The 17,511-nt window shown below is 69.1% G+C and carries 13 protein-coding genes; 9 read left to right on the top strand and 4 right to left on the bottom strand.

All coding sequences use genetic code 11. From position 1 onward, the window contains the following. Nucleotides 1–680: 680 nt before the first annotated feature. On the bottom strand, nt 681–2,069 hold the full coding sequence (locus ACFV9W_RS20105) for a cation:dicarboxylate symporter family transporter (protein WP_385762655.1): 1,389 nt from the start codon (nt 2,067–2,069) through the stop codon (nt 681–683). 149 nt (nt 2,070–2,218) lie between these two features. On the opposite strand from ACFV9W_RS20105, the gene ACFV9W_RS20100 reads away from it, so the two are divergent. Both ACFV9W_RS20100 and ACFV9W_RS20095 read left to right on the top strand, forming a co-directional pair. Then, nucleotides 2,219–4,168, top strand: a complete 1,950-nt coding sequence (locus ACFV9W_RS20100) for an ATP-binding protein (protein ID WP_385762653.1) — start codon at nt 2,219–2,221, stop codon at nt 4,166–4,168. After that, nucleotides 4,161–4,844: a response regulator gene (locus tag ACFV9W_RS20095; RefSeq protein ID WP_385762651.1), complete on the top strand. Its 684-nt coding sequence runs from the start codon at nt 4,161–4,163 to the stop codon at nt 4,842–4,844. Before ACFV9W_RS20100 ends, ACFV9W_RS20095 begins: the two co-directional genes overlap by 8 nt. A 12-nt stretch (nt 4,845–4,856) precedes the next feature. Here ACFV9W_RS20095 and ACFV9W_RS20090 read toward each other — a convergent pair whose 3' ends face one another. Then, nucleotides 4,857–5,900 (bottom strand): YncE family protein, encoded by a 1,044-nt coding sequence (locus ACFV9W_RS20090; RefSeq protein ID WP_385762649.1) that lies wholly within the window; start codon nt 5,898–5,900, stop codon nt 4,857–4,859. Between the two features lie 172 nt (nt 5,901–6,072). On the opposite strand from ACFV9W_RS20090, the gene ACFV9W_RS20085 reads away from it, so the two are divergent. The 4 genes from ACFV9W_RS20085 (at nt 6,073) to ACFV9W_RS20070 (ending at nt 10,037) form a co-directional block, all read left to right on the top strand. After that, nucleotides 6,073–7,440, top strand: coding sequence for an ABC transporter substrate-binding protein (locus ACFV9W_RS20085; protein WP_385762647.1), 1,368 nt, complete (start codon nt 6,073–6,075; stop codon nt 7,438–7,440). Nucleotides 7,441–7,585: 145 nt separating this feature from the next. Next, nucleotides 7,586–8,392, top strand: coding sequence for a carbohydrate ABC transporter permease (locus ACFV9W_RS20080; RefSeq protein ID WP_385762673.1), 807 nt, complete (start codon nt 7,586–7,588; stop codon nt 8,390–8,392). Then, nucleotides 8,393–9,217: a carbohydrate ABC transporter permease gene (locus ACFV9W_RS20075; protein WP_385762645.1), complete on the top strand. Its 825-nt coding sequence runs from the start codon at nt 8,393–8,395 to the stop codon at nt 9,215–9,217. 133 nt (nt 9,218–9,350) lie between these two features. After that, nucleotides 9,351–10,037 carry a helix-turn-helix domain-containing protein gene (locus ACFV9W_RS20070; RefSeq protein ID WP_385762671.1) on the top strand — a complete coding sequence of 229 codons (687 nt, stop codon included), beginning with the start codon at nt 9,351–9,353 and terminating at the stop codon, nt 10,035–10,037. 16 nt (nt 10,038–10,053) lie between these two features. Here the strand turns inward: ACFV9W_RS20070 and ACFV9W_RS20065 are convergent, their stop codons facing one another. Further along, the gene (locus ACFV9W_RS20065) at nt 10,054–11,079 is read right to left on the bottom strand and encodes an ATP-dependent 6-phosphofructokinase (RefSeq protein ID WP_385762643.1); all 1,026 of its coding nucleotides are present in this window, start codon (nt 11,077–11,079) and stop codon (nt 10,054–10,056) included. A 310-nt stretch (nt 11,080–11,389) separates the two neighbouring features. Between ACFV9W_RS20065 and pta the strand changes: the two genes are divergently transcribed. The 3 genes from pta to pyk all read left to right on the top strand — a co-directional run bounded on the left by pta (nt 11,390) and on the right by pyk (nt 16,217). Then, nucleotides 11,390–13,465 carry a phosphate acetyltransferase gene (gene pta / locus ACFV9W_RS20060; protein WP_385762641.1) on the top strand — a complete coding sequence of 692 codons (2,076 nt, stop codon included), beginning with the start codon at nt 11,390–11,392 and terminating at the stop codon, nt 13,463–13,465. A 32-nt stretch (nt 13,466–13,497) separates the two neighbouring features. Then, complete coding sequence (locus ACFV9W_RS20055) at nt 13,498–14,712, top strand: acetate kinase (protein WP_385762639.1); 1,215 nt, start codon at nt 13,498–13,500, stop codon at nt 14,710–14,712. Nucleotides 14,713–14,786: 74 nt separating this feature from the next. After that, a complete protein-coding gene (gene pyk, locus ACFV9W_RS20050; RefSeq protein WP_385762637.1) occupies nt 14,787–16,217 on the top strand; it encodes a pyruvate kinase in 1,431 nt (476 codons plus the stop codon). A 105-nt stretch (nt 16,218–16,322) separates the two neighbouring features. On the opposite strand, the gene ACFV9W_RS20045 is transcribed toward pyk, so the two are convergent. Further along, nucleotides 16,323–17,480 (bottom strand): hypothetical protein, encoded by a 1,158-nt coding sequence (locus ACFV9W_RS20045; RefSeq protein ID WP_385762635.1) that lies wholly within the window; start codon nt 17,478–17,480, stop codon nt 16,323–16,325. Between the last annotated feature and the right edge of the window lie 31 nt (nt 17,481–17,511).

The raw sequence follows: 17,511 nt of genomic DNA, 5'->3' as shown, positions 1-17,511 counted from the left end.
CTCCGTGAATGTTTCCCCGTAATCGGGGTGACACCACGAGAGCGGAACAGTCGGAGGAATAATCCGACCGTTCACAGCGTCCTCGCTGTGCGCCTACCAGTCGATGACCGGCAGGACTTTTCAAAGGAACCTCGTCCCAGCTGATTGCTGGAGACGGGGTATCAACAAATTTTGGCGTTGATTTTTGGCACGCTGTTGAGTTCTCAAGGAACGGACGCTTCCTTTGTACTCACCCGCAGAACACTCTCTGGGGCTTTCCTCCGGGCGCTTCCCTTCGGTCTTGCTTTTCTTGCTGTTTTGCGTTTCCGACTCTATCAGATCGTTTTCCGATCCGTTTTCCTCGGTCCCGCTTCGCTTTCCGACCTTTCGGCTTTCCGGCGAGTCCGACTCTATCAGATCCTCTCGGGCCTGATTCCCAGTCAGGGGGGCTTGTCTTCCCGGCTGTTGGGCCGTTCCGACGTCCCAAACATTAGCGGATTCCCGGCTCCCGAGCGAATCGGGGGTTCGGAATTGAATTCGGGCATGCCGAATAGAATCCCGGCTGGGAGATCGTGCGTGTGGTTGGGGGTGCCGCCCTGTGGGCAACTCGAAGGACTCTACGCCACCTGCCCGCGCGGCACAAAAGCGGGGCCCGGCGCGACGTATCGCACCGGGCCCCGCCTCGCGGAAGCGCTGAGGGATCAGGCTCCGACCGGCTCCTTCGTGCCGCCGTCGCGCGGCGTCGGGACGTCCGAGTCGGAGTCGGCGGAGTGGTCGGAGTCCAGGAGCGTGCGCTCGTCGAAGGGGAGCTCGCCGGCGAGGACCCGCTTCACGCGGTCCCGGTCGACCTCTCCGGTCCACGTACCGATGAGCAGCGTGGCCACCGCGTTGCCCGCGAAGTTGGTGAGGGCGCGGGCCTCGCTCATGAAGCGGTCGATGCCGATGATCAGGCCGACGCCGTCGACCAGGCCCGGCTTGTGGGACTGGAGGCCCGAGGCGAGGACCGCGATGCCGGAGCCGGAGACGCCCGCCGCGCCCTTCGACGCGATCATCATGAAGAGGAGCAGACCGATCTGCTCGCCGATGGACATCGTCTGGTCCAGGGCGTCGGAGATGAAGATGGACGCCATGGTCAGGTAGATCATGGTGCCGTCGAGGTTGAACGAGTAGCCGGTCGGGACCGTGATGCCGACGACCGGGCGGCTCACTCCCAGGTGCTCCATCTTCGCGATCAGGCGCGGCAGCGCCGACTCCGACGACGAGGTCGAGAGGATCAGCAGGAATTCGCGGCCCAGGTACTTCAGCAGCATGAAGATGTTGAAGCCCGTCGCCAGGCGCATGATCACGGCCAGCACGATGCCGACGAACAGGGCGCAGGTGACGTAGAAGCCGACCATGATCGTGAGCAGGGCCTTGAGGGCGTCGAGGCCGGTTTCGCCGATGACCGCGGCCATCGCGCCGAACGCGCCGACCGGGGCGGCCCACATGATCATGCCGAGGACCCGGAAGACGAGCTTCTGGATGTGCTCGATGCCCCGCAGGACCGGCTCGCCGGAGCGGCCCATGGCCTGGAGAGCGAAGCCGACGAGCAGCGCGATCAGCAGGGTCTGGAGGACCGAGTCGCCGGTGAAGGCGGAGACCATGGTGGTCGGGATGATGCCGAGGATGAAGTCGACGGGGCCTTCGTTGGCCTCCTCGGCCGCCGTGTGACCGGCGCCCTTCACGGCCTCGGTGAGGTGCATGCCGTCGCCGGGGTGCAGCAGGTTGCCGACGATCAGGCCGATGGCGAGGGCCACGACCGACATCACCATGAAGTAGCCGAGGGCGAGGCCGCCGACCTTGCCGATCTTCGCGGCCTTCCGGACGGAGCCGACGCCCAGGACGATCGTGCAGAAGATGATGGGCGAGATCATCATCTTGATCAGGTTCACGAAGCCCGTGCCGATGGGCTTGAGCTCCTTGGCGAAGTCGGGCGCGACGAAGCCGACTGCGATACCGAGCAGCACGGCCACGATGACGGCGATGTAGAGATAGTGAGTGCGGTCCCGCTTCGCTGGTGCTGCTGGTTTCGCGGTCTCTGTCCCGGCCACGGTTCCTCCTGAACGACGGCGTCGGCGTGTCAGTCCCAGTCCGTGCGGCTCACGTCCTGCGAATCTTGGCGACTATCTCTCCCCCCGGTGAGGACCGTCACCCTTCCGTTCATTTAGTTCGCGCTTATACGAGAGGCAGACTGTTGCGCATGCGTCTCCCCCGTCCCCGCAGCCTGGCGGGCCAGCTCTTCGCGATGCAGGTCGTGCTGGTGGCCGTCGTGGTGGCGGGGTGCGCGCTCTTCACGTACGTCAGTGACCGGGGGCAGGCGGAGGACAGTGCGCGGCGGCAGGCCACGGCGACCGCGCGGGCCGTGGCCGACGCGCGGTCCGTGCGCGAGGCGGCCTCGGGTGCCGTGGATCCGACCGGGGCCCTGCAGCCGTACGCGCGCGAGGTGCAGCGGCACACCGGCGTCGACTTCGTGACGATCATGGATCCGGACGGGATCCGCTGGACGCATCCCGACGAGCGGCAGATCGGGGAGCGCTACCTCGGGCACATCGGGCCCGCCTTGAAGGGGCACACGTTCTCGGAGACGTACACGGGGACGCTCGGGGCCTCGGTGCGGGTGGTCACGCCCGTGTACGACGAGGGGCGGCACCGGGTCGTCGGGCTCGTCAGCGCCGGCATCACGATCGATGTCATCACCGCTCAGGCGCAGGGGCAGGTCCTCGCCGTGGCGGGGGTGGCGCTCGCCGCGCTGGTGCTGGGCGGCATCGGTACGTACGTCATAAACGCCCGGCTGCGTCGGCACACCCACGGGATGAACGCCACGGAGCTGAGCCGGATGCACGCCTATCACCAGGCCGCGCTGCACGCCGTGCGCGAGGGGCTCGTGATGCTGGACGGGCAGCGGCGGGTCGCGTTGATGAACGACGGGGCGCGGGCCCTTCTCGGTGTCGGCGACGACGTGGTGGGGCGGTCCGTGGCCGAGCTGGGGCTGCCGGCGCCGCTCACGGGGGCGTTGCTGGCCGCCGAGCCGCGGGTCGACGAGGTGCATCTGACGGTCGACCGGGTCGTGGTCGTCAATACGTCGCCGGTGGCGAGCGGGGACCGGCGCGGCACGGTCGTCACGCTCAGGGACCACACCGAACTGCAGGCTGTGATGGGCGAGTTGGACTCCGAGCGGGGGTTCACGCGGGCGCTCAGGTCGCAGGCGCACGAGGCGGCGAACCGGCTGCACACCGTCGTCTCGCTGATCGAGCTGGGCCGGGCGGACGAGGCGGTGGAGTTCGCGACGGCGGAGCTGGAGCTGGCGCAGGCACTGACCGATCAGGTCGTCGGCGCGGTGAACGAGCCGGTGCTGGCGGCGCTGCTCCTCGGCAAGGCGGCGCAGGCCAATGAGCACGGGGTGGAGCTGGTGGTGTCGGACGACACCCGGATCGACGACGGGCTGCTGCCGCAGGCGCTGCCCGCGCGGGACCTGGTCACGGTGCTGGGCAATCTCGTCGACAACGCGGTTGACGCGGCGCAGGGGTCGCCCGGGGCGCGGGTCACGGTGACCGCGCGCGCCGAGGAGGACGTGTTGTTGTTGCGGGTGGCCGATACGGGGCCGGGGGTCGATCCGGCGCATGTCGACTCCGTCTTCGAGCGGGGGTGGTCGACCAAGCCGAAGCCCTCCGGGGGTGCGGGTGGGCGGGGGCTCGGGTTGGCGTTGGTGCGGCAGGCGTTGACGCGGTGTGGTGGTGTGCTGGAGCTGGGGCGGGCGGTGGAGGGGGGTGCGGAGTTCACGGTGCGGGTTCCGCTTGACCGTTCAGCCTCTGCGGCGATTGGGCAGCGGAGCCCCGAGTCCTCGGCGCCGGACGGCGTCACGGCCGCGGAGCTCTGCCCCGGACCCCGCGCCTCAATCGCCGGCGGGGCTGAATATGCGGACACCTGCACCGCAGGAAGCACGCGCACCGCAGAAAATGCCGTCACCGGCGACGAGAGCAGCACGTGCACCGCAGAAAGTGCCGTCACCGGCGACGAGAGCAGTACACGCACCACAGAGAATGCAGACACCGGCGACGCAGGAAGCACGCGCACCGTGGAAGAGGCGCCCGCCCGCTGCGCGGGAAGTGCGGAAGGTGTCGGAAACGTTGGAAGAGGGACCCGTGAGTGACGTCGAGCGCAACGCCATCCGGGTCCTCGTCGTCGAAGACGACCCCGTCGCGGCGGATGCGCACGCGATGTACGTCGGGCGCGTTCCCGGGTTCGTGGCCGTGGGCAAGGTGCACTCGGCGGCGCAGGCCAGGCGGTTCCTGGACCGCAACCCCGTGGACCTGCTGCTGCTCGACCTGCACCTGCCGGACGGCCACGGGCTCTCGCTCGCCCGTTCGCTGCGCGCGGCCGGGCATCAGGCGGACGTCGTAGCGGTCACGTCCGCGCGCGACCTCGCGGTGGTCCGGGAGGGCGTGTCGCTCGGGGTCGTGCAGTACGTGCTGAAGCCGTTCACGTTCGCCACGCTGCGGGACCGGCTCGTGCGCTACGCCGAGTACCGCGCGACGACCGGCGAGGCGTCCGGGCAGGACGAGGTCGACCGGGCCATCGCGACGCTGCGCTCGCCGGCGCCCGCCGCGCTGCCCAAGGGCCTGAGCGCGCCCACCCTCGAACGCGTCACGCACACGCTGCGCGAGGCGCCCGAGGGCATGACGGCGGCGGCCGCCGCGGAGACGGTGGGGATCTCGCGGATCACGGCCCGCCGCTATCTGGAGCATCTGGTCGACTCCGGCCGTGCCGTGCGCAGCCCGCAGTACGGGCAGGTGGGCCGGCCGGAGCTCGTCTACACCTGGAAGTAGTAGGCGTATTCGCTATTTCCGTACGGTGAACCGCGTCAGCGTGTCCTCGCCCGCCGGGCCCGTGCCCGACTTGTCGACCACGTACGCCGTACCGCGCGTGATCTCCACGTGGTTCGGGTTGGCGCCCGTGCTCACCGTTTTGACCACGGAGCCCTTGCGCGGGTCGACGACGGTGGCGGTCGCGTCGGTGCGGTTGACCGCGACGACCTTGCCGGAGCGGTCGTCGCCCGCCACGGACAGGGTGCCCGCGCCGGTCGGCACCGACTTGGTGACCAGGCCCTTGTTCAGGTCGACGACGGAGACGGTCCCGGCGGTGTTGTCGGCGGTGTAGGCGGTGCGGCCGTTCTTGGAGAGGGCCACGGAGATGGGGCCGTCGCCGGTCGGGACGAGGCGCGGCTTCGTGGACTTCCGGGTGACCTCGATGAGTTGGTCGTTGGTGAGGTCGGCGGCGTAGACCGTGCCGGTGCGCTCGTCGACGGCGAGGCCGGTCGGGCCCGCGCCCTCGACGGTGACGCGCTTCTTCTCGGCGTACGTGCGGCTGTCGAAGCCGACGACGCTGCCGTCGCCGAAGCCGCTCGCCCACACCGTGTCGTGCTTCTCGTCGACGACGACCTCGCGGGCGTGGGCGACGTTCGGGAGCGTGGCGAGGTGGGCGCCGTCGCGCTGGCTGTAGACGGCGACCGAGTTGTTACGGGTGTTGGTGACCCACACGGTGTTGTGCTCGTCGTCGACCGCGATGCCGTAGACCGCCTCGACGGCGCCGGTGGCCGCGTCGGTGACCGGCGGGGTGTACGTCGCCTCGACCTTCAGCGTCCTCGGGTCGAGCTTGGTGAGCGCGGACGTGGTCACCGGGGGACGGCCCACGGCCGACGTCGTCCACAGGGCGTGGTTCCGCTCCGAGTACGCCGACTGGTAGAGGCCTTTGGTGACCGGCGCGGTGGCCGGGGCGGAGGCGGTGGAGGCGCTCGCGGAGCCCGCAGGGGTGAGCGTGGCGCCCGCGACGAGGGCCACGGCGACGGCGGCGGAACGGCGGAGCTTGGGAGTGATTCGAGGCATGCTGCGTCAATCTCCTTCACGGATGGGGGCGTTGCGGCGCCACCCGAAGATTAACTTAGCTTAGCCTTACCTAACTTGCACAACCCATTGACCCTGCCCGGTGCCGCGCTTACGTTCACGTGCAGCCCCGCGTGACAACGATGCCCGCGCTGCTTCGTAGGAGGTCGTGCCCGTGCGTCCCACCGCCCCGATCCTCACCGCCACCGCCCTGCTCGCCACCGCGACGCTCACCGCCTGCGGCGGCGGCTCCGGAAGCGACTCGGACACCATCAAGGTCTCCTTCAAGCAGTCCACGGACAACAAGGTCAAGGTCATGGACGACTACCTGGCCGCGATGAAGAAGAAGTTCGAGAAGGCGAACCCCGGCAAGAAGGTGGAGTTCGTCCCGATCAAGGCGCCGGACGCCGAGTACTACACGAAGCTCCAGCAGATGCTCCGCTCCCCCAGGACGGCCCCGGACCTCGTCTACGAGGACACCTTCCTCATCAACTCCGACATCGCCAGCGGCTATCTGAAGCCCCTCGACCCCTATCTGGACAAGTGGAAGGACTGGGACCAGTTCATCGACACGGCGAAGACCGCGGCGAAGGCCAGGGACGGGAAGACGTACGGCGTCCCGGACGGCACCGACACCCGCGGCCTCTGGTACGACAAGGCGATCCTGAAGAAGGCCGGGATCGCGGTGCCGTGGCAGCCGAAGAACTGGGACGAGGTCCTGGAGGCCGCCCGCGCCATCAAGCAGAAGGTCCCCGGCGTCACCCCGCTGAACGTCTACACGGGAAAGCCGGCCGGTGAGGCCTCGACGATGCAGGGCTTCCAGATGCTCCTGTACGGGACCGGGGCGGGGACGGCCGACCCGCTCTACGACAAGGGCTCGGGCAAGTGGGTCACCGGCACGAAGGCGTTCAAGGACAGCCTGAACTTCGTCGAGACGGTCTTCAAGGAGAAGCTCGGCCCCGACGTCTCCGACGCCCTCGACCCCAACTTCCCCACCCAGGTGCGCGGCGAGCTGCTGCCCGAGGGCAAGCTCGGCATCAACCTCGACGGCTCCTGGCTGCCGCAGGACTGGATCAAGGGCAGCGGCCACGAGTGGCCCGAGTGGTCGCAGAAGCTCGGCCTCGCGCACATGCCGACGCAGGAAGGCCAGGCGCCCGGCAAGGTCTCGATGTCGGGCGGCTGGACCTGGGCGATCCCGTCCAAGGCGGCCAACCCCGACCTCGCCTTCGACTTCGTCAAGACGATGCAGACCAAGGAGAACGCGAAGCGCTGGTACATCGCCAACTCCGGCATCGCGGTCCGCAAGGACGTGGCCGAGGACCCCGCGTACGTGAAGGCGCAGCCCGGCATCAAGTTCTTCACGGATCTGGTGGCGAGCACCCACTACCGGCCGGCCTACCCCGCGTACCCGAAGGTCTCCACGGCGATCCAGGAGGCGATGGAGTCGGTGACGACGGGCGACGCCTCGGTCGAAAAGGCGGCGTCGACGTACGACGAGCAGGTGAAGACGGCGGCGGACGGGAAGGTCGTCAAGAAGCCGTGACGGCAAGAGAGTTGAGGGAACAGCGAGCGCCACAGTGACCAGCACCAGTGCCAGTGCCAGTGCCAGTACCAGTCCAAGCGCCCGTGCCCGTACCCGTCGCAGAACCGCCCTCCGGCTCGTGCCGGTCGCCCCGGCGACCGTCCTCATGGCCCTCTTCCTCGCGGGGCCGATCGCGTACTGCGCCTATATCGCCTTCACCGACCTGCAGCTGACCGGGCAGGCGGAGTCTTCCTTCGTCGGCTTCGACAACTTCACGGCGGCGTTCAAGGACGACGCGTTCCTGAACGCCGTCTGGCTGACGCTGGTCTTCACGTTCCTGTCGTCGATCGTCGGCCAGAACACGCTGGGGCTCGCGCTCGCGGCGCTGATGCGGCGCGCGTCGAAGCCGGTCAGGACGGTCACCGGGGCGGTCGTGGTGGCGGCGTGGGTGCTGCCGGAGGTCGTCGCCGGGTTTCTGCTGTACGCGTTCTTCCGCAAGGAGGGCACCCTCAACGCGATCCTCGACTGGCTCCAACTGCCGGGCCAGAACTGGCTGTTCACGCTGCCGATCCTCGCCGTGTCGTTCGCGAACGTGTGGCGCGGCACCGCCTTCTCGATGCTCGTGTACTCGGCGGCGCTCTCCGAGATCCCGACGGAGGTCACCGAGTCCGCCGAGGTCGACGGGGCCAATGCCTGGCAGCGGCTGTGGCACATCACGCTGCCGATGATCCGCCGCTCCATCGGCACGAACCTGATGCTGAACACCCTGCAGACCCTGTCGGTCTTCGGACTGATCTGGGTGATGACGAGGGGCGGGCCCGGCAATCGCAGCCAGACCCTGCCCCTGTTCATGTACGAGCAGGCCTTCCAGAAGAGCATGATCGGCTACGGCACCGCGGTGGCGCTGCTGCTGCTCGTCGTCGGCTCCCTGTTCTCGCTGGTGTACATGCGGCTGCTGCGCGCGGAGGACTGAGTGAAGACCCGGATCCGTAGACGACTCTCGGCGGACGCGGCGCTGCTGATCGTCGCGCTCGCCTTCTCGCTGCCGCTCGCCTGGGTCGTGCTCTCCTCGGTCGACGCGGGCGCGAATCTGCGGGTGAAGTGGCCGTCGGAGTTCACGTTCGGCAATTTCGACGACGTCCTCGAACCCGATGTCACCTTCACGCCGCTGCTCAACTCGCTGATCCTGTGCGGCGGCGCGACGGCGCTCACGGTCGGCTGCGCGGCGCTCGCCGCGTATCCGCTCTCCCGTTACCGCTCGCGCCTGAACAACCCGTTCCTGGCGACGACGCTGTTCGCGACCTGTCTGCCGATCACGGCGGTGATGGTCCCGGTGTACGCGCTGTTCGTGCAGGTGAACCTGATCGACACGATGTCGGGGACCATCTACTTCTTCGCGGCGTCCCAGCTGCCGTTCGCGGTGTGGCTGATGAAGAACTTCATGGACGGTGTGCCGAAGGAGCTGGAGGAGGCCGCGTGGACGGACGGCGCGAACACCTTCCAGGGGCTCGTGCGGATCGTGCTGCCGCTGATGGGTCCTGGCGTCGCCGTCGTCACCGTGTACTCGTTCGCGATGATGTGGGGGAACTTCTTCGTCCCGTTCATGCTGCTGCTCTCCCCCGACCAGATGCCGGCCTCGGTCAGCATCAACGACTTCTTCGGCAACCGGGGCACCGTCGTGTACGGGCAGCTCGCCGCGTTCTCGATCATCTACTCGACGCCCGTGGTGCTGCTGTACGTCCTGGTGTCGCGGCGGTTCGGCGGCGGTTTCGCGCTGGGCGGCGCGGTGAAGGGCTGAGCGCTCTCGTTCTTGTGCATGAGACGGGCGGGCGACAAGTTCCGTCAACAGATACCAACTTGTCACGTGGGGCGCACAGACCGTAGCCAAACGCCCCGCGACCCCCTACTTTGTGCCCGTGCAGCACGAGGCCATGCCCAACCAGCCGACACCACCGTTCAACGCCCCCGCCGCCCGGCGCCTGCGCGAAGCGCTCGGGATGGCGCCGGGGCACGTCGCGTACGGCATGCGTGCCTCGTACGGGCTCGCGCACATCACGCCGGACGTGATCGTCGCGTGGGAGCGGGGCGACGCGGCGCCCTCCGCCGGGGAACTCACGGCGCTCGCGGGGGCACTGTGGTGCTCCATGAGCGAACTCATCGGTGTGCCGCGGACCTTGCGCGAGCACCGGCTCGCGCTGGGGCTCGCGCCCGAGGACGTGGCCCGCTCGGTGGGCCTGGAGATCCACTCGTATCTGCGGATGGAGGAGACCGGCGACTGGCAGGGCAACGACCGGCAGTCGACGGCGCTCGCCGACACGCTGCGGCTGAGCCCGCGCGCGCTCTCGACGGTGACCGGACGCGACGCGCACCTCGCGGAGCTGCTGCGGGACGCGGCGCGCACCCGCTGGCAGGGGTCCGTGCGGCCGATCGCCCGGCTGGTGCCGGTGCAGCGCCGCGAGCTGGAGGACGTACTGCACGAGATGCACCTGGAGTACCAGGCGCTGATGGCCGCCACGCTGAGCTGGGGCGGTGGCACGTCGCCCGGCTCCGGGGACGCGGGGCGGCAGTTCCTGGAGCGGATCCTGGACGAGTTCTGGTCCAGGATCCGCCATCCGTAAGGGCTGCCGTGCGGCCCTAGAAGACCGACTCCGCCTCGTCCATCCGGTCCTTCGGGACCGTCTTGAGCTCGGTGACCGCCTCGGCGAGCGGCACCATCGTGATGTCGGTGCCGTACAGCGCCGTCATCTTGCCGAACTCGCCGCGGTGCACGGCCTCCACGGCGTGCCAGCCGAAGCGGGTGGCGAGCACGCGGTCGTACGCGGTGGGGGTGCCGCCGCGCTGCACGTGGCCGAGGATGACCGGGCGGGCCTCCTTGCCGAGGCGGCGCTCCAGCTCGTAGGCGAGGGCGGTGCCGATGCCCTGGAAGCGCTCGTGGCCGAACTGGTCGATCTCGCCGGTGCCGTAGTCCATGGTCCCGGGGGCCGGGTGGGCGCCCTCGGCGACGCAGATGACGGCGAACTTCTTGCCGCGGGAGAACCGCTCCTCGACCATCTTGACCAGGTCGGACGGGTCGAAGGGCCGCTCGGGCAGGCAGATGCCGTGGGCGCCGCCTGCCATGCCGGACTCCAGGGCGATCCAGCCGGCGTGCCGGCCCATGACCTCGACGACCATGACGCGCTGGTGGGACTCGGCGGTCGTCTTGAGCCGGTCGATCGCCTCGGTGGCGACGCCGACGGCGGTGTCGAAGCCGAAGGTGCGGTCGGTGGACGAGATGTCGTTGTCGATCGTCTTCGGTACGCCGACGACCGGCAGGCCCGCGTCCGACAGCATCCGGGCCGCCGTCAGCGTGCCCTCTCCGCCGATCGGGATGAGGGCGTCGAAGCCGATCTCCTCGGCGAGCTGCTTGGCGTTCTCGCAGGCCGCGCGGAACCGGTCGCGCTCCAGGCGGGAGGAGCCGAGGATGGTGCCGCCGCGGGCGAGGATGCCGCTGACCTCGTTCAGATCGAGCCGTCGGTAGCGGCCGTCGAGGAGCCCCGCGTAGCCGTCCTCGAAACCGAGCACCTCGTCGCCGTAGTGCGTGACGGCGCGGTGCACGACCGACCGGATCACGGCGTTCAGGCCAGGGCAGTCGCCGCCTGCGGTGAGAACTCCGATACGCATCGTGCTGTGTCTCCTGCTCGCTACTGGTACGTCGGTGAGCGATGTCGATTGTTCCACGCCCGTGGAGGGGGCGCGCTCGCGCTCGGCCGTGCAGGGAGCTTCGGCAGGGGTTCGATGGGCACTTGTACCCGGTGAAAAAGGCCTTCTGTCCGGCGGGCGACCTAGCCACCGCCAGAGGTATTGTCAAGGGGGCACGGCTTCCATTGCGCGCCTTTTTTTGACCCGAAAGAGACCGAATCGGCCCGGAAACTCCGGGTTGGGACGCGTAGGACCAGGACGCGTAGAACCACGAGGGAAACGGAGAGCACGCGTGACGCGCAGCGTGTACGTGACCGGGATCGATCGCGGCGACGGCCGCCAGGTCGTGGAGCTGGGGGTCATGGAGCTCCTGACCCGGCAGGTCGACCGGGTGGGGGTCTTCCGGCCGCTCGTCCACGACGGCCCCGACCGGCTCTTCGATCTGCTGCGATCCCGCTATCGGCTGTCGCAGGACCCGGCGACGGTGTACGGGCTCGACTACCACGAGGCCTCCGCGATCCAGGCGGAGCAGGGCACCGACGAGCTGGTCTCGCGCCTGGTCGACCGGTTCCACCAGGTGGCCCGCGACTTCGACGTCGTGCTCGTGCTCGGCACGGACTTCGCCGACACCCAGCTCCCGGACGAGCTGGCGCTCAACGCCCGGCTCGCGAACGAGTTCGGCGCCTCCGTGATCCCGGTCGTCGGCGGCAAGAAGCAGACCGAGGAGTCGGTGCGCGCCGAGGCCCGCAACGCCTACCGCGCCTACGACGGCCTGGGCTGCGACGTCCTCGCGATGGTCGTCAACCGCGTGGCGCCTGCCGACCGCGAGGAGATCGCGGACAAGCTCGCCAACCGGCTGCCCGTGCCCTGCTACGTGCTGCCCGACGAGCCCGCGCTCGCCGCGCCGACCGTCGCCCAGATCACCCACGCGCTGGGCGGCAAGGTGCTGCTCGGCGACGATTCGGGGCTCGCCCGCGACGCCCTCGACTTCGTCTTCGGCGGCGCCATGCTGCCGAACTTCCTCAACGCCCTGACCCCGGGCTGCATGGTCGTGACCCCCGGGGACCGCGCGGACCTGGTCGTCGGCGCGCTCGCCGCGCACAGCGCGGGCACCCCGCCGATCGCGGGCGTGATCCTGACCCTGAACGAGCGGCCCGGCGAGGCGATCCTGAAGCTGTCCGAGCGGCTCGCGCCCGGCACCCCGGTGATCGCGGTGGCCGGCGGCTCCTTCCCCACGGCGGCCGAACTCTTCGCCATGGAAGGCAAGTTGAACGCCGCGACGCCGCGCAAGGCGGAGACCGCGCTCGGCGTCTTCGAGAAGCACGTGGACACCGCCGGGCTGCTGAAGACCATCCAGGCGCCGTCCTCCGACCGCCTCACGCCGATGATGTTCGAGCACAAGCTCCTGGAGCAGGCCCGCTCGGACAAGCGCCGCGTGGTGCTGCCCGAGGGCACCGAGGAGCGGGTGCTGCGCGCCGCCGATGTGCTGCTGCGCCGCGGCGTCTGCGATCTGACGCTGCTCGGGCCGGTCGAGCAGATCCGCAAGAAGGCCGCCGACCTCGGCGTCGACCTCGCCGACAGCGACATCATCGACCCGCAGACCTCGGCACTGCGGGAACGGTTCGCCGACGCGTACGCGGCGCTGCGCGCCCACAAGGGCGTCACCCCCGAGCTGGCCCACGACGTGGTCGCCGACGTGAACTACTTCGGCACCCTGATGGTCCAGGAGGGGCTCGCCGACGGCATGGTCTCCGGCTCCGTGCACTCCACGGCGGCGACGATCCGGCCCGCCTTCGAGATCATCAAGACGAAGCCGGACGCCGCGATCGTGTCGTCCGTCTTCTTCATGTGCCTGGCCGACAAGGTCCTCGTCTACGGCGACTGCGCCGTGAACCCGGACCCGAACGCCCAGCAGCTCGCCGACATCGCCACGCAGTCCGCCGGTACCGCCGCGCAGTTCGGCGTGGACCCGCGGATCGCGATGCTGTCGTACTCGACCGGCACCTCGGGCTCCGGCGCCGACGTCGACAAGGTCCGCGAGGCCACCGAGATCGTCAAGGCGGCGCGGCCCGACCTGAAGATCGAGGGGCCGATCCAGTACGACGCCGCGGTCGAGCCGTCCGTCGCGGCGACCAAGCTGCCCGACTCCGAGGTCGCGGGCCAGGCCAGCGTGCTGATCTTCCCGGACCTCAACACCGGCAACAACACGTACAAGGCCGTGCAGCGCTCGGCCGGCGCGATCGCCGTCGGCCCGGTGCTCCAGGGCCTGCGCAAGCCGGTCAACGACCTGTCGCGCGGCGCGCTCGTGCAGGACATCGTGAACACGGTCGTCATCACGGCGATCCAGGCCCAGACCCCGGCCGCCTGACCCCTCTGATCCCCCCACCGAAAGCAGTACCCGTGACCGCGACCCGAATCCTCGTCCTCAACTCCGGCTCCTCGTCGGTGAAGTACCAGCTCCTCGACATGAAGGACCACGCGCGGCTCGCCGTGGGCCTCGTCGAGCGCATCGGTGAGGAGACCTCCCGCCTGAAGCACACGCCGCTCGCCACGGGCGGCGAGGCCCGTGAGCAGAACCGGCCGATCGCCGACCACGAGGAGGCGCTCAAGGCGGTCGCCGCGGAGCTGACCGAGGACGGGCTCGGCCTTGACTCCCCCGAGCTGGCCGCGATCGGCCACCGCGTGGTGCACGGCGGCAAGCTGTTCACGGAGCCGACCGTCATCGACGACGCGGTGCTCAAGGAGGTGGAGCGGCTCATCCCCGTGGCGCCGCTGCACAACCCGGCGAACCTGACCGGCATCCGCACGGCCCAGACGCTCCGCCCCGACCTGCCGCAGGTCGCCGTCTTCGACACGGCGTTCCACACGACGATGCCGGAGTCGGCCGCGCGGTACGCGATCGACGTGAAGACGGCGGACGAGCACCGGGTGCGCCGCTACGGCTTCCACGGCACCTCGCACGCGTACGTCTCCCGCAAGACCGCCGAGCTGCTCGGCAAGCGGCCCGAGGACGTCAACGTCATCGTGCTGCACCTCGGCAACGGCGCCTCCGCCTCCGCGGTGCGCGCCGGGCAGTGCGTGGAGACCTCGATGGGCCTCACGCCGCTTGAGGGGCTCGTGATGGGTACGCGTTCGGGAGATGTCGACCCGGCCGTCATCTTCCATCTGATGCGCGTTGCCAAGATGTCGGCGGACGAGATCGACGACCTGCTGAACAAGAAGTCCGGGCTGATCGGGCTGTGCGGGGACAACGACATGCGGGAGATCCGTCGCCGTATCGACGAGGGCGACCAGGAGGCGAAGCTCGCCTTCGACATCTACGTGCACCGCCTGAAGAAGTACATCGGCTCGTACTACGCGGTGCTCGGCCGGGTGGACGCGGTCGCGTTCACGGCCGGGGTCGGCGAGAACGCGGCGCCGGTGCGCGAGGCTGCGGTGGCGGGCCTCGAGGAGCTGGGTCTCGCGGTCGACGGCGAGCTCAATTCCGTACGTTCCGACGAACCCCGGCTCATCTCCCCCGAATACGCCCGGGTGGCCGTGGCCGTGGTGCCGACCGACGAGGAGCTGGAGATCGCGCAGCAGACCTACGCCCTGGTACAGAACCGCAACGACTGAGCGCCCGTCCGCCCATTTGTAGATTCCACCAGACGGAATATTCCGTAGCGAAACAAACCGATAGGATCGCCCCCATGCGCCGTTCCAAAATCGTCTGCACGCTGGGCCCCGCCGTCGACTCCGAAGAGCAGCTCGTCTCGCTGATCGAGGCCGGCATGAACGTGGCCCGATTCAACTTCAGCCACGGCACCCACGCCGAGCACCAGGGTCGCTACGACCGTGTTCGCGCCGCCGCCGAGAAGACGGGCCGCGCCGTGGGCGTGCTCGCCGACCTCCAGGGCCCGAAGATCCGCCTGGAGACCTTCGCCGAGGGCCCCGTCGAGCTGGTGCGCGGTGACGAGTTCACCATCACCACCGAGGACGTCCCCGGGGACAAGTCGATCTGCGGCACGACCTACAAGGGTCTGCCCGGCGACGTCTCCAAGGGCGACCAGGTCCTGATCAACGACGGCAACGTCGAGCTGCGCGTCGTCGAGGTCGACGGCCCGCGCGTGAAGACGATCGTCGTCGAGGGCGGTGTCATCTCCGACCACAAGGGCATCAACCTGCCCGGCGCGGCGGTGAACGTCCCGGCCCTGTCCGAGAAGGACATCGAGGACCTGCGCTTCGCGCTGAAGATGGGCTGCGACATGGTCGCCCTGTCCTTCGTGCGCGACGCCAACGACGTCAAGGACGTCCACAAGATCATGGACGAGGAGGGGCGTCGCGTCCCCGTCGGCGCCAAGGTCGAGAAGCCGCAGGCCGTCGCCAACATGGAGGGCGTCGTCGCGGCCTTCGACTGGGTCATGGTGGCCCGTGGCGACCTCGCCGTCGAGTACCCGCTCGAGAAGGTCCCGATGGTGCAGAAGCGCCTCGTGGAGATGTGCCGCCGCAACGCCAAGCCGGTGATCGTCGCGACCCAGATGATGGAGTCGATGATCACCAACTCGCGCCCGACGCGCGCCGAGGCCTCCGACGTCGCGAACGCGATCCTGGACGGTGCCGACGCGGTCATGCTGTCCGCCGAGTCGAGCGTGGGCGCGTACCCGATCGAGACCGTCAAGACGATGTCGAAGATCGTCACGGCGGCCGAGGAGGAGCTGCTCTCCAAGGGCCTGCAGCCGCTCGTGCCGGGCAAGAAGCCGCGTACGCAGGGTGGTTCGGTGGCCCGCGCCGCGTGCGAGATCGCGGACTTCCTGGACGGCAAGGCGCTGGTCGCCTTCACCAAGTCCGGTGACACGGCCCGCCGTCTTTCCCGCTACCGCGCGGCCCAGCCGATCCTGGCGTTCACCACGGACGAGGAGACCCGCAACCAGCTCTCGCTGAGCTGGGGCGTCGAGTCGCACGTCGTGCCGCACGTGGAGTCCACGGACGCGATGGTCGACCTGGTCGACGCCGAACTGGTGAAGCTGAACCGCTTCAACGACGGCGACACCGTCGTCATGACCGCCGGTTCGCCCCCCGGCGTCCCCGGCACCACCAACATGGTCCGGGTGCACCACCTGGGCGGCGACGGGCGCGACTGACGCGTCACCGCGTGCCCGAGCACATGAGCGCATGACAAAGGGCGCCCCCCTTGGAGGGGGCGCCCTTTGTCGTGTGCGGCTCCCGAACGGGCCTTGAGGCTACGGTCAGCTGTCCTCGATCGTGGTGTGCAGACCGGGCACGTGCAGGGTCCCGCCGAACTGCGAGGCCTGCGTGACCTTGACGTTCGTGAAGAACAGGGTCGGCAGGTTGAGCGGCGGCGGGTTCTTGGCGTTGAACGTCAGCGGAACGAGCCCGAACAGATTGCCCGAGAGCTCCTCCGTGTACATCGTCGTCTGCCCGTCGCGGATGGTGGACGTGGAGCCCTTGTCCGACCGGATGTGGAAGAACTTCCCGTCCGGGCCCGGGGCGATCTGGTGCAGATCACCGATGTCCGTGCCCTTGGAGATGATGTACTTCATGACGCGCTTGGTGGACCCGTCGGCCATCCGGACGTCCACCAGGCCCTTGTAGTCCGCACCCTTGAGCAGGAGCGAACTGGCCTCCAGCTTCCAGGACTTGTCCGGAAGCTGGGACGGGGTGTCCTCGTCGGCGCCCGACGCGTCCGTGGCCGCGGGGCAGTTCTCCGGCACATTGCCGGAGCCCTGCGGGTTGCCCACGTTCTTGGTCGCGTCCTTGGCCGCGTCCCCCACCTTGTCGGTCGTGTCCTTGACCTTGTCGGTGGTGTCCTTGACCGTGTCGCCGAGCTTGTCGGTGGTGTCCTCGACCGACCCGGTCGTGTCCTTGACCGTGTCGTCCACCTTGTCGGTGGTGCCACCGAGCAGGCCGCCGGAGTCCTCGGAGGACGTCGACGCCGACGGTGAGGGAGTCGCGCTCTCGGACTCCTTGTCGTCGGGCGTGAACGCCTTCTTCAGGGCGTCGCCGACGCCCAGCGGGTCCAGCGGGTTCTTGGTCTCCGACGCCGAGGGCGACGGCGTGGCCGCGTCCTTGTCGTCGGAGTCCGTCGAGTCCTTGGACTCGGAGGCGGACGGCGAAGGAGTCGGGGTCGCCTTCTCCTTCTTGCTCTCGGCGTCCTCGGAGGCGGACGGCGTCGGGGTCGGCTTCGCCGACTCCTTGGCCTTGTCCTTGGCCTCGTCGGACCCCTCGTCCTTGTTCGACTCGACGACGTCGGCGCACGCCTTGTAGTCGTCGACCGAGAACTTCGTCGGGTTGTCCTTGGCCGACGCGAGCGTCGGCGTCAGACCAAGTCCCATGAGCACGGCCGTGGGCATGGCCGCGAGAGCCACCGCCTTGCCCGCCGGCATGTGCATCTTGGTGAAGAGATGCTTCTTTGGT

This window comes from Streptomyces sp. NPDC059897 (assembly GCF_042730865.1).
In the GTDB taxonomy this organism is placed as follows: Bacteria; Actinomycetota; Actinomycetes; order Streptomycetales; family Streptomycetaceae; genus Streptomyces.
The sequence above is the reverse complement of the archived record's forward strand: the minus strand, read 5'-3'. Positions and strand labels throughout refer to the sequence as shown.